This is a genomic window from Streptococcus sp. GS001 (genome assembly GCF_021595565.1).
Classification (GTDB): Bacteria; Bacillota; Bacilli; order Lactobacillales; family Streptococcaceae; genus Streptococcus; species Streptococcus xiaochunlingii.
Genome location: NZ_JACSYJ010000003.1, coordinates 188,157 through 199,475 on the forward strand (window position 1 = coordinate 188,157; position 11,319 = coordinate 199,475).

Below are 11,319 nucleotides of genomic sequence, written 5' to 3' on the forward strand. Positions count from 1 at the left end.
TCTTTTTCATTACACCTATACTAGTTAATCCCCGACCTTATAAAGGAAAGAACCTTGTTCCGTAAAACTGTACATCCCAGTTCCGGTCCAGAGACGATCCTTGCTGGCATCAGAATCATCATGGAAGATGACTTCTCCATTTTCATCCGTTTGGTCATCAATCGTAAGCCCGGCAGGAATAAATTCCATCAGAAATCCACCTGTGATTCCTCCGTAGACTCCTCCTGAAACAGTCCCATAGTCTGTCAAGGAAAGACCATAAGACTCATATTCGTTAGAGACCAAACCATTTTGATCAAAGACGAGTTTATTCCCCTTATCATCTTGCCAGACACCAGCTACGCTACTATAATCCCCTTGAGCGATTGCTTCAATATCCATCTTTGTTTTCTCTTTCTTATCACTCGAACTCTCAGCTTTCTTTGTTTCACTAGTAGCTGAGCTATCCTTCGATTGACGAACTGTACTTTCTTTACTTTCAGATCCTGTCTCCTGCTTTTTATCACCACAGGCTCCAAGGAAAAACAGTAGAGCAGAAAGCAACAATAGCAAACGATACTTTTTCATCATGAATCTCCCCACATTCAATCTATTCTATAAGCCTAATTTTATCCTTTTTCTAGCAATTTGACAAGTTTCTGTTACTATCAATAAAGGAACCAACTGGTTCCTTCTTGAATGCAGACAAACTATTGTTTTACATAAAACAGCTAGATGATTTTCAAAAAATGATTATATTTTTTAGTAATTTAAGAAGATGAAAAACTTTCCGCAATGAGAAAAGTGCCTGAAACAGAGTTGTTTCAGGCACTCCGGAGTTTTGGAACCTTAGATCCAAAACTAAGTCATGGAACTTCTTCGAAGTTCGCTGACGTCCGTACTCACCTAAGGAAAGTTTCTAAAATTACTTTGTCTTCAATCTGAAAGGAACCAACTGGTTCCTTCTCTATTTGATTAGTGGGCCAACATTTCCTGCGCAATTTCGAATCCGGATAGGTCACTTGGGTAGTAAGTAGGCCAATTTTCCAATTCTTTATAAAGAGCCTCTTGGCTTTCCCCACCGAAGAAAATATGGAAGTGAGCTGCTTTATTAGGAGCAATTTGGTGGTCACTGAATTGAACATACTTGAATTCACCCGCATTTGGATCAGTTGCTTCAAAGAGATACCGCACTCCACGATTCCCTTTTGTATAGGTCAGCGTATGTTTCCCAGCATAGCGGTATTCGAACTTCTTCTCTTCGCCATTCTTATAGAAGGTCATGGTTTTGTCTGTAATGACAATCCGGTCGACATCTGTTTTATAACCTGTGGTGTAGTAGGCTTTATATTCTTCAGCTGTTTTGGACTTGGTTAATTTGGCTTTGTAGTCAAAGACTTGATCCAAGGTTCCATCTTTTAGATAAGGATACACAGACTGCCAATCACCTACATAGTCTGAAAGAGTTCGATCCTTAATAGCACTGTCTTCAAAATAGCCATTGGCTACTGTTTTGGTGTCTTCTTCCTCTTCTGGAGCAATTTCTTTTCCGGCTTGAGTCGTTGTTAACTCCAAAGATTTGAGGTTAGCTCCCATGATAGAGATGTAGTCTTCACCATCTTTCATCTGCTCATCTGTCAAGCTCTCTAATGGATTCAAAACAGCTAGATCCACACCGGTTTCAGCAGATAAGGTTTTCGATAAGGATTTAGAAGCATTTTCTTCAAAGTAGATGACCTTGATGTCGTTCTTCTTGATATACTCTGTCAATTCACTCAAACGAGTCGCAGACGGTTCACTATCTGGTGACAAACCTGAAATAGAGACTTGATTCAAGCCATAATCCAAGGCCAAATAACGGAAAGCTGCGTGTTGAGTGACAAAGTTTTTCTGTTTCGCTGCAGATAAGCTCTTCGTATAGCTGTCATCCAATTTTTTCAACTTGGCAATATAGGCATCTGCATTTGCTGTAAAACTAGCCTTTTTATCCGGGTACTGTTTCACCAGTTGATCACGAATCGTTTCCACCATTTTAATGGCTCTCTGTGGAGAAAGCCAGACATGGGGATCGTATTCATGATGATGTTCTTCCCCTCCCTCATGGTCATGCTCTTCTTCACCACCTGGTAAAAGAAGCATATTCTCCGTCGCTTTGACAACCTTTGTTTTCTTGCCATCCATTGATTTCAACAACTGAGGTACCCAAGTTTCCATATTCTCGTTCTCATAGACAAAGACATCTGACTCTTGGATTTTTGCGCGACCCTTGGCAGACAATTCAAAATCATGGGGTTCCGAACCAGAGCCAATCAAGAGCTCCACATCTCCCTCGTCTCCAACGACTTGCTTAGTAAATTCATAGACAGGATAGAAAGTCGTCATGACTTTCAATTTCCCTGACTGATTTTGACCACCACTACAAGCTACTAAAAGAAGACTACAAAAGGCTAACACGAGCCATACAAGTTTTTTCATAAGATCACCTATTTTCTAAATTTAACAAAAAGATTTGAGAGCAAAAAGAAGGATACAAATAAGAGAGTAATGGTCGCACTAACCGGTGTATCCGGGTAATAAGAAAGAATGAGACCACTGACCATCCCCACAAAACCAATGACCACTGCCAGAAGCATAACCGAACGGAAGGTCTTTCCTAGCTTTAAAGCAATACTAGCTGGTAAGACCATAATAGTAGATACCAACAAGGAACCTGCAGCCGGAATCATCAAGGCAATAGCCACCCCTGTCACAATATTAAACAAGATAGACATGAGACGCACGGGTAAACCATCTACATAAGCTGTATCCTCATCAAATGTAAGGATATACATGGGACGAATAAAGAGAATCGTTAAAACTAAAACAATGGCTGCAATGATAAACAAAGCAAGCACTTGCTCATCCGTAATGGTCAAGGTAGAGCCAAATAGGTACTGGTCCAAACTCATGGAACTTTTACCGCCACCCTTCATGATCACCAAAGCCAAGGCTAAGCCGGTCGACATGAGAATCGCTGTCCCAATTTCCATAAAATCTTTATAGACTGTTCGTAAGTACTCTAGAAATACCGCAGCTATGATGACCACAATGACTGTAGAAATAGTTGGAGAGAAACCAAGGAAGAGGCCAAAAGCAACCCCTGATAGAGAGACGTGGCTCAGTGTATCACTCATTAAGCTCTGACGACGCAAAATCAAAAATACACCTAAGATAGGGGAGAAGAGACTCATGGCAACCATCGCTAACAAAGCCCGTTGCATAAAGTCATATTGAAATAAACTAAGCAAGCTCCTCACCTCCATCTTTCTCATGGACATTAAAGCAACGCCATGGAGAATTTTGTTTTCTCACCAAATGGATATTGCGATCGGCAAAATGACTCACTTCTTCAGGATCATGCGTGATCATTAAAACAGCCTTTCCGTGGTGATGGGCACTATGGTGCATCAATTCATAAAACTCATCCTTGCTACCAGCATCCATCCCTGTAGTTGGTTCATCCAACACAAAAATATCTGGATCTGACGCAAACATTCTTGCAATGACAGCCCGTTGCTTCTGACCACCTGATAGAGCTCCTAAAGATTTATCTCGATGCTCTAACATTCCAACAGCCGTTAAACTAGCTAAAATATGTTCCTCATCATGATGATTCAAGTGACGAAACCATCCTTTGCGAGGATAACGACCTGATTTAACAAACTCATAAACAGAACTGGGAAAACCTGCATTGAAGCTAGCAATCTGTTGCGGAAGATAGGCAATACGTAATTTCTTTCCAGCTACATTCTCCTTGGAAATTTCAACAGTTCCCATCTTAGGTTTCAAAATACCAAGACTTGCCTTAATCAAAGTAGATTTGGCTGCACCATTCTCACCAGTCAGCGTCACAAACTCACCACTGTCCAAGTAGTAATTAACTCCCTCAAGAACAGGCTCACGATCATAATAAAAAGAAAGATCTTTAACAGTAATATAACGCATTAACGAAGATCCTCCAATAATCGAGTAAGAAAAGAGGAAATCACAAGTTGTTCATCCTCAGAAAAATTACTTAATACCTGATTATAGACTTCTAAGGTATGGTCGTGATGATGGGAATGTTCTTCAGCAACAGGACGCCCTAAATCTGTTAACCGATACAAAACAATACGAGCATCATTCTCATCTTTCAAAGCTTCCAGCATGCCAAAAGAAAGTAATTGTTTAACTGCTTTGGTCACAGCAGCTTGACTGACATTTAGTAATTTAGCAAGCTCAGAATTTGAATAATTATCCTTTGAAAGTAACATTAAAATATGCTCTTGCGTATTGGTTAAAGAAAAACCACTCGTACAAGAACCAATCAAAACTTCATGCTGATTCTCAGAAATAAGTAAAATAGAATTTAAAAACTCATCAATTTGATTAGCCACTTTCATACGTTTATCCTCTCTATTAATCAAAAATTACTTTACCGGTTAATTATAACACAGTAAAGGAAAATAGTCAAAGTGTTTTCAGAAAACAATGACAAAAATATTAGTAATAAATTAGTAACTGAACGTTAACAATTTAACAAATAAAAGAAAAAGACAAGGTCCGAAAACCTTGTCTTTAATACTATACCGGCGGCCGGGGTCGAACCGGCACGTCCTTGCGGACACTGGATTTTGAGTTCCATAACTCCATTATTTAAATCTTACAACCCTGATTTAATAGGGTTTTAAGCCTTTTGAATCTTGCAAAATAGACTCATTTTTCAAATTTTAGTAACTTTTTGGTAACACTCCATACCTTATCGTTCTAAGAGCATCATCAGAGAATAGACGATATGTCCCAACAGGTTATATTCATCCAGAGGTATTCAAGACACTTGTACGATTAACAGTTAATGTAATCATTTTATTTTCTCCTTTAATTAGGGTAAGTGTTTTTTATTATTTTAACAAAAATAACTCTTTAGCCCAAGAATTTGATAATTCATTTTCTAACAAAACTTTTTTTTTAAAATTTATCTTATGATATACTAAACTTATCAGCTATTGGTTCTGAAAAAGTGTCTGCCACAGTTTTACTACAAATTCTCATGACTTGTGCCAAGATTTATAAAAAACGGATAGCTATAATAGCTCTTAGAGCAAAAACATGACATATAGGAGGTTAAAGACATGTCATACTTTTATCTTTTTATCGCCATTGTAGGAGAGATATTGGGAACTAACCTTTTGAAATTATCAGACGGTTTTACAAAGCCTATTCCAACCGTTTCTGCCCTACTTAGCTATGGCGTTTGTTTCTATTTCCTCTCACTAGCAATGCAAAAAATTCCTTTAGGAATAGCTTATGCAACATGGTCAGCTGTCGGTTTAGTTTTGACAGCCTCTATCGCAGTAATGATTTTCAAAGAAACACTAAATGTTTATAGCATTATCGGTTTAATTTTGATTATCATTGGTGTTGTCATGGTTAACTTATTAGGAAATGCAGGACATTAATAAAACCGGCTCTATACTATTTGTAGTGGGTAAATCCCCTATGGATATTATGGAGCCTATTTTGTTGTAGAAAAAAAGTTCCATAAGAACTATAATGAAAAGCTAGAATTCTGTCAATATTTTGGACACATTTTGGGAGGGAATTTTGAAGACTAGCGTCCTCCTAATTTTCCCAATAAGTTTTAACTTCTTCAAAAATCTTATTCAAAAGTTCTGCATCTTTTTCTGACAACTGATTTTTTTCTATAACTCTATCTTTTAGTTCTGTTGCCTTTATTTTATTTCTTGCCACCGAAACTGCTATTGAATGTTTCAAAATATCAAACTCATCCTTTGAAAAGTTTGCAATATTGGTAAGATCTAATTGTTCTAGAGGTAAACTACTGATAATTGAATAAGGTTTTTGTCCCAGCAAATAATCTGTAGTAGTCCCAAAGATATTTGCTAATTTCACAACGAATTCTAATCCTGGTTCTAACGTTCCATTCTCCCACCGAGAATATGTCCCTTGTTGAACTCCAATTAATTCCGATATTTGTACTTGAGTTAACTTTTTTGATTTTCTGAGAGTTTTTAACCTCTCTGAAAATTTATAATCCTCTGTATACATAATTCTCCTATAGATATTCTTATTCGTATATTTTAGCTTGACAAAATATTCTAAACGGTATAAAATAGAATTATTCCATAAGGAATATTTATTTTGAGATTGAATATTCCATTGAGAATATTATAGCATAAAAGGAGGTAAAAGCGTATGTAACTAGTAGTCGATTTAAAAAATTTTAATAAAGGAGGTAGGATTCGACAAAATAAAAAATCTTGAAACAAATGTGCCGTTCGTTCCAAGATCAAAACATATTATGTAACAATTATACCACAGAAAACTCTTCAGTTGCACAAGAAAATTTCGGAGGTTTCACAAAAAGATGACCAATAAAGAGTTAGTCAATCAAATTTCTGGCCTAAACTCTACCTCTACTCTTAAAAATTGGATTCAACTGATTAAAGAGATAAGTGGCAAGGAATTTAAGAAAATTAAAGTTCCTATCAGTAGAAATCCCAGAACTCATCAATTAAGTTATACAGTTGCCTATGATTTTACAGACGAAGACCTTAGACAATTTCAAAAGTTAGCTAAACTAAAACTTGAAATAGGTCTAAAAGAGGCTATACAAGCCGTATTTGGGAGTCTAGCAGACAATGAACATGAATCCCTAAACCAAGTAATAGATGAGCTCTACGATGAACTGAGCGCCTTAAAACAGGAATTTAAGCGAGAAATGCGACTGATAAAAATTGAGAATTCCAACCTAAAAAAGAAAATCCAAGATATTGAAGAGTCGATGCAAACCGGCTTACTAGGGTTTGTTAACAAGAGGTCAAAAAATAGGTTCGGCTAATAGCGAGTTTTCGGCTGAGCCATGAGGCAGAAAGCCGAAAATGAGCGTAGATGCGGACGGACCATTTTTGACCGATAGGGTGTGTAGTAACACCACCCTCTGCAAGTTAGGTGTACCATCGAAAAAATTCAGTATTACCAAGGGTTTTGGAGATTTTAAGGGTGGCAAAATTAGGCAAAAAGTTGAATCAAAATCTATGGCAAAAAATGAGCATTTACGTTCTGTATTTGACTGGATTCAAATTCAGTTTGATAAGACTGAATTTTCGCCAAAAGAAATAATCGAAGATATCCTATTTCTTGACTTTGACCTATTTATTGAGAATAAGGGGAGCCTTAAATACTATAACTATGATAGCCAGCTTCATTATGGGAATATCCGTATCTACTATGGATCGAAAGAGTCGTCCTACATGCTTGTCATGTCAGGACAGGCACTAGAGTTCTATAGAGATATGGTATTAGATCCAAATAGTCTCTCCGAAAGACAGTTTCTGAACAACCTCTACTACAATTACATTCATTTTTCAGTAAGACGAATTGATATTGCAATAGATGATTTTAATGAAACACCCTATTTCACTCCTAATCAACTTCTAAAGATTTGTCAGAAAAAACGCTTTATATATGGAAAAAGCACCTACTACAATACCTACGGAGATGAAACAATCGGCCAGACCTTATATTTGAGAAAACCCAATGATGATGAAAGACTTAGAATTTACGATAAGCGCTTAGAACGAGCTGAGAAGCTCGGTATCAGCAAGCGGTATATAGAAAATTGGATAAGAACTGAGTTAGAACTTAGGAAAGAAAAAGCTCACTACTTCATTCAAGAATGGTTGCATTCAGAAATAGATCTTCTCAACTTTACCAAGGGATATCTCAAAGAAAAAGTGAGATTCTATAGTGATAGCCATTTCTCAAAACCTTTGAGATCTTGGGAAAAGTTTTTAGGTCACTCAAAACCTATCTCTATCATTATTTCAAAACCAAAAACAGAACTAGAACAAAAATTAGAATGGTTTACCTATAAAGGTTCAGGGGCTATTCTAAAAGCGTATAAATTTCTATACGACAATAATTTACTGCATGAGTATGAGAAATCTAACTATCTCGCACTCAACAATATGGAATATCCACCAGATTTAGCAAGTGGATTAATAGAAAGGGCAATTCTCTTTAAAAGAGAGGATTTAATCCCTACAATCAAAGAAAATATCAAAAGGAGAAATTAACTATGGCAAAAATGCTTTCACAAAATGACTGGAATTTTAATAACATTGGAACAAAATTTGAATTGGATGAAGTTATTCCAAAATTTGAAACGGAAGTCCGAGCAGATGCAAACGGAGAAATTATCAAAAACCGAGATGGTAGCGAAAGACGTTTTAATACCGATAAAATCATTGGTTGGAAATACAATGTAACGATCAAGGATGGACAATTCAAAAAGAAATCAACCCAAGTCTCAGTAGACAATCCAGAAGCTTTAGTTGATAATGACTATATCCAAGCAATGGATGAAGTACCAGTAACATTTGACAATTTACAAGCTACTATGATTAGTTCGACAATGTATTACAAAGCAGATGCTATCCATTTAGTAGATGTAAAACAAAAATAAGTATCAGACAAGGGGAGTTAATCCTCCCCTTACTTAACCTAATTAGAAAAGGAGATCACATGATTAAAACTGTAACAAAAGATGACCTTATCGAACTTGGATTTGCTCCAGGAACTGCAAGAAAGATTATCCATACTGGCAAATTACTATTAGTGAATCGTGGTTTTAATATCTACGATAACAAACGGATTGGTACTATTCCAGCCAGTGTCGCAGAAGAACTATTAGGAATTGAACTCCAGAAAGAAGCATAATGAATGACTATTCGTAAAACTAAAAGTGGTAAATGGACCGTTGATGTTTCTAATGGTTTCCACCCAGTCACACAAAAAAGAATACGTATCATTCGAAAAGGATTAAAATCTAAAAAGGAAGCACTAGAACTAGAACAACATATTCGAGTTGTAGAATTAAAAGAAAAACAATTTGACTTTGTAGTAACAACAGATATGTTATTCCAGTTGCTTGAAGAAGACGATTTGAAAAATGGCAGAAAAATAAGCTATACAAGTACACAAAGAAACAATTATGAGCGTCATATTAAGCCTTATTTTAAAAATACAAATTTAAATAAATTAACGTATGACCATATATTCGAATTTCGTGAATACCTAAAAACAAAACCTAAAAAACAAAATGAAAAAGAAACCTTAAGTTATAATACAATTAATAAAGTTCTAATTCTACTTAAAAAAATTTTTGATACTGGTATAAGAAAATCCCTTATTGATAAAAATCCTGTTGAGAATCTGAGAAAATTACCAATTAGAAAGCCTAATATCAAATTTTGGAGCATAGAAGAATTCACGAGATTTAGAGAACTTATTCGAGATGATGAAATAAGCTATGACCTGTTTTTCGTGATTGCTTTCTTTACTGGGATGAGAATGGGAGAAATACTCGCATTGAACTGGAATGATATAAATCTTTTAACAAATACAATTTTCGTTACCAAAACGGTATACTTTGTAAATAATACAAGCTACATTAATACAACAAAAACACGATCAGGAACTAGAAATATTACAATCAATCAGAAATTAGCAGAAATGCTAAAAGATTGGAAAGAAAAACAAAAAGAAAAACTTAAGGAATTTACCAAAAATACTGACGAACTACAAATAATACAGAGTACACCAATAACTATTACAAAAAATATGATTGATAAGAAGTTTAAGCAAATACTAGAAAGGGATAAAGATTTAAAGAGAATAAGAATTCATGATTTAAGACACTCTCATGCATCATTACTTATAAATCAAGGGGAAGATTATCTTGTTGTTAAAGAAAGATTAGGACACGCATCTATTACGACAACAATTGATACTTATTCTCATTTGTACCCTAGCAAACAGAAAACATTAGCTAATAAACTTGATGATTTATTTTAAAATGGAAAAAATTGGTAACTCGACATACAACAAAGAAAAAAAGACAAGGTCCGAAAACCTTGTCTTTAATACTATACCGGCGGCCGGGGTCGAACCGGCACGTCCTTGCGGACACTGGATTTTGAGTCCAGCGCGTCTGCCAATTCCGCCACGCCGGCAAAGTATAACTGGGGTAGCTGGATTCGAACCAACGCATGAGGGAGTCAAAGTCCCTTGCCTTACCGCTTGGCTATACCCCAATAATATAAAATAGGCGAGTGATGGGGATCGAACCCACGCATGCCAGAGCCACAATCTGGTGTGTTAACCACTTCACCACACCCGCCATATTCTTATACACGGGCAGTAGGAATTGAACCCACACTGAAGGTTTTGGAGACCTTAGTTCTACCTTTAAACTATGCCCGTAAAGGATGGAAGGGGAGGGATTCGAACCCCCGAACCCGAAGGAGCGGATTTACAGTCCGCCGCGTTTAGCCTCTTCGCTACCCTTCCGAAATTATTAAATTATGGCGCGAGACGGAATCGAACCGCCGACACATGGAGCTTCAATCCATTGCTCTACCAACTGAGCTACCGAGCCAAAATTGCGGGAGCAGGATTTGAACCTACGACCTTCGGGTTATGAGCCCGACGAGCTACCGAGCTGCTCCATCCCGCGCTACTATTAAGGAGGATGTGGGATTCGAACCCACGCACGCTTTTACACGCCTGACGGTTTTCAAGACCGTTCCCTTCAGCCGGACTTGGGTAATCCTCCAATATAATATAGTCCGTACGGGATTCGAACCCGTGTTACCGCCGTGAAAAGGCGGTGTCTTAACCCCTTGACCAACGGACCATAATTTATAAAATGGGCACGAGTGGACTCGAACCACCGACCTCACGCTTATCAGGCGTGCGCTCTAACCACCTGAGCTACGCGCCCAAGTTCTAAAACTTGGTAATGAACAATCGTTCAAAGCGGGTGACGAGAATCGAACTCGCGACAACAGCTTGGAAGGCTGTAGTTTTACCACTAAACTACACCCGCTTAAAAAATGGGAGTTAACGGGATCGAACCGCTGACCCTCTGCTTGTAAGGCAGATGCTCTCCCAGCTGAGCTAAACTCCCAAAAAAGGAAGTCTTCTAACTTCCTATCTTGCTAAGCGACTACCATATCTCACAGGGGGCAACCCCCAACTACTTCCGGCGTTCTAGGGCTTAACTGCTGTGTTCGGCATGGGTACAGGTGTATCTCCTAGGCTATCGTCACTTAACTCTGAATGATGAACATTCAAAATTGAATACCTATATTCTAACAAAAATCTAACCTGCTGTAAATATCCTCAGTTACTTTTTGGATAAGTCCTCGAGCTATTAGTATTAGTCCGCTCCATTGCTCACACAACTTCCACTCCTAACCTATCTACCTGATCTTCTCTCAGGGCTCTTACTAACAT

At 37.4% G+C, this 11,319-nt stretch carries 12 protein-coding genes, 12 tRNA genes and 2 rRNA genes; 6 read left to right on the forward strand and 20 right to left on the reverse strand.

Annotation, left to right across the window (positions count from 1 at the left end; translation table 11 throughout):
- Positions 1-24 precede the first annotated feature (24 nt).
- From H8S88_RS07670 to H8S88_RS07690, 5 genes are all read right to left on the reverse strand, one after another.
- Positions 25-570: a DUF6287 domain-containing protein gene (locus tag H8S88_RS07670; protein WP_048717491.1), complete on the reverse strand. Its 546-nt coding sequence runs from the start codon at positions 568-570 to the stop codon at positions 25-27.
- A gap of 384 nt (positions 571-954) precedes the next feature.
- Complete coding sequence (locus H8S88_RS07675) at positions 955-2,454, reverse strand: zinc ABC transporter substrate-binding protein AdcA (RefSeq protein WP_236128223.1); 1,500 nt, start codon at positions 2,452-2,454, stop codon at positions 955-957.
- Positions 2,455-2,462: 8 nt separating this feature from the next.
- Positions 2,463-3,266 (reverse strand): metal ABC transporter permease, encoded by an 804-nt coding sequence (locus H8S88_RS07680; protein ID WP_125374845.1) that lies wholly within the window; start codon positions 3,264-3,266, stop codon positions 2,463-2,465.
- Complete coding sequence (locus H8S88_RS07685; protein WP_135783130.1) at positions 3,259-3,963, reverse strand: metal ABC transporter ATP-binding protein; 705 nt, start codon at positions 3,961-3,963, stop codon at positions 3,259-3,261. The genes H8S88_RS07680 and H8S88_RS07685 overlap by 8 nt, the downstream gene beginning before the upstream one ends.
- Entirely contained in the window at positions 3,963-4,400 is a 438-nt protein-coding gene (locus H8S88_RS07690) for a zinc-dependent MarR family transcriptional regulator (RefSeq protein WP_135783129.1), read from the reverse strand. Before H8S88_RS07690 ends, H8S88_RS07685 begins: the two co-directional genes overlap by 1 nt.
- A gap of 729 nt (positions 4,401-5,129) precedes the next feature.
- Here H8S88_RS07690 and H8S88_RS07695 point away from each other — a divergent pair.
- Positions 5,130-5,456 (forward strand): DMT family transporter, encoded by a 327-nt coding sequence (locus H8S88_RS07695; RefSeq protein WP_009732038.1) that lies wholly within the window; start codon positions 5,130-5,132, stop codon positions 5,454-5,456.
- A 163-nt stretch (positions 5,457-5,619) separates the two neighbouring features.
- Here the strand turns inward: H8S88_RS07695 and H8S88_RS07700 are convergent, their stop codons facing one another.
- Positions 5,620-6,066, reverse strand: a complete 447-nt coding sequence (locus H8S88_RS07700; protein ID WP_000287814.1) for a helix-turn-helix transcriptional regulator — start codon at positions 6,064-6,066, stop codon at positions 5,620-5,622.
- 319 nt (positions 6,067-6,385) lie between these two features.
- On the opposite strand from H8S88_RS07700, the gene H8S88_RS07705 reads away from it, so the two are divergent.
- The 5 genes from H8S88_RS07705 to H8S88_RS07725 are packed head-to-tail and all read left to right on the forward strand — an operon-like array spanning position 6,386 to position 9,876.
- On the forward strand, positions 6,386-6,859 hold the full coding sequence (locus H8S88_RS07705) for a hypothetical protein (RefSeq protein ID WP_000182279.1): 474 nt from the start codon (positions 6,386-6,388) through the stop codon (positions 6,857-6,859).
- 40 nt (positions 6,860-6,899) lie between these two features.
- On the forward strand, positions 6,900-8,096 hold the full coding sequence (locus H8S88_RS07710; protein WP_236128224.1) for a replication initiation factor domain-containing protein: 1,197 nt from the start codon (positions 6,900-6,902) through the stop codon (positions 8,094-8,096).
- A 2-nt stretch (positions 8,097-8,098) separates the two neighbouring features.
- On the forward strand, positions 8,099-8,485 hold the full coding sequence (locus tag H8S88_RS07715; RefSeq protein WP_006595173.1) for a hypothetical protein: 387 nt from the start codon (positions 8,099-8,101) through the stop codon (positions 8,483-8,485).
- Between the two features lie 59 nt (positions 8,486-8,544).
- On the forward strand, positions 8,545-8,739 hold the full coding sequence (locus H8S88_RS07720; RefSeq protein ID WP_000598356.1) for a DUF3173 domain-containing protein: 195 nt from the start codon (positions 8,545-8,547) through the stop codon (positions 8,737-8,739).
- 3 nt (positions 8,740-8,742) lie between these two features.
- Positions 8,743-9,876, forward strand: a complete 1,134-nt coding sequence (locus tag H8S88_RS07725) for a tyrosine-type recombinase/integrase (protein ID WP_236128225.1) — start codon at positions 8,743-8,745, stop codon at positions 9,874-9,876.
- Positions 9,877-9,950: 74 nt separating this feature from the next.
- On the opposite strand, the gene H8S88_RS07730 is transcribed toward H8S88_RS07725, so the two are convergent.
- The 14 genes from H8S88_RS07730 to H8S88_RS07795 form a co-directional block, all read right to left on the reverse strand.
- Positions 9,951-10,034, reverse strand: a tRNA-Leu gene (locus H8S88_RS07730).
- Between the two features lie 9 nt (positions 10,035-10,043).
- Positions 10,044-10,115: transfer RNA gene (locus tag H8S88_RS07735), tRNA-Gln, on the reverse strand.
- A gap of 13 nt (positions 10,116-10,128) precedes the next feature.
- Positions 10,129-10,201 (reverse strand) — tRNA-His (locus H8S88_RS07740).
- Positions 10,202-10,213: 12 nt separating this feature from the next.
- Positions 10,214-10,284 (reverse strand) — tRNA-Trp (locus tag H8S88_RS07745).
- A 6-nt stretch (positions 10,285-10,290) separates the two neighbouring features.
- Positions 10,291-10,371, reverse strand: a tRNA-Tyr gene (locus H8S88_RS07750).
- A gap of 15 nt (positions 10,372-10,386) precedes the next feature.
- Positions 10,387-10,459 (reverse strand) — tRNA-Phe (locus tag H8S88_RS07755).
- A 4-nt stretch (positions 10,460-10,463) separates the two neighbouring features.
- Positions 10,464-10,537 (reverse strand) — tRNA-Met (locus H8S88_RS07760).
- A 9-nt stretch (positions 10,538-10,546) separates the two neighbouring features.
- Positions 10,547-10,636: transfer RNA gene (locus H8S88_RS07765), tRNA-Ser, on the reverse strand.
- 9 nt (positions 10,637-10,645) lie between these two features.
- A tRNA-Glu gene (locus tag H8S88_RS07770) sits at positions 10,646-10,717 on the reverse strand.
- Between the two features lie 13 nt (positions 10,718-10,730).
- Positions 10,731-10,804: transfer RNA gene (locus tag H8S88_RS07775), tRNA-Ile, on the reverse strand.
- Between the two features lie 34 nt (positions 10,805-10,838).
- Positions 10,839-10,909 (reverse strand) — tRNA-Gly (locus H8S88_RS07780).
- Positions 10,910-10,917: 8 nt separating this feature from the next.
- Positions 10,918-10,990, reverse strand: a tRNA-Val gene (locus tag H8S88_RS07785).
- A gap of 30 nt (positions 10,991-11,020) precedes the next feature.
- A 5S ribosomal RNA gene (rrf, locus tag H8S88_RS07790) occupies positions 11,021-11,136 on the reverse strand.
- Between the two features lie 80 nt (positions 11,137-11,216).
- Positions 11,217-11,319: ribosomal RNA gene (locus H8S88_RS07795) — 23S ribosomal RNA — on the reverse strand; the annotation flags it as partial.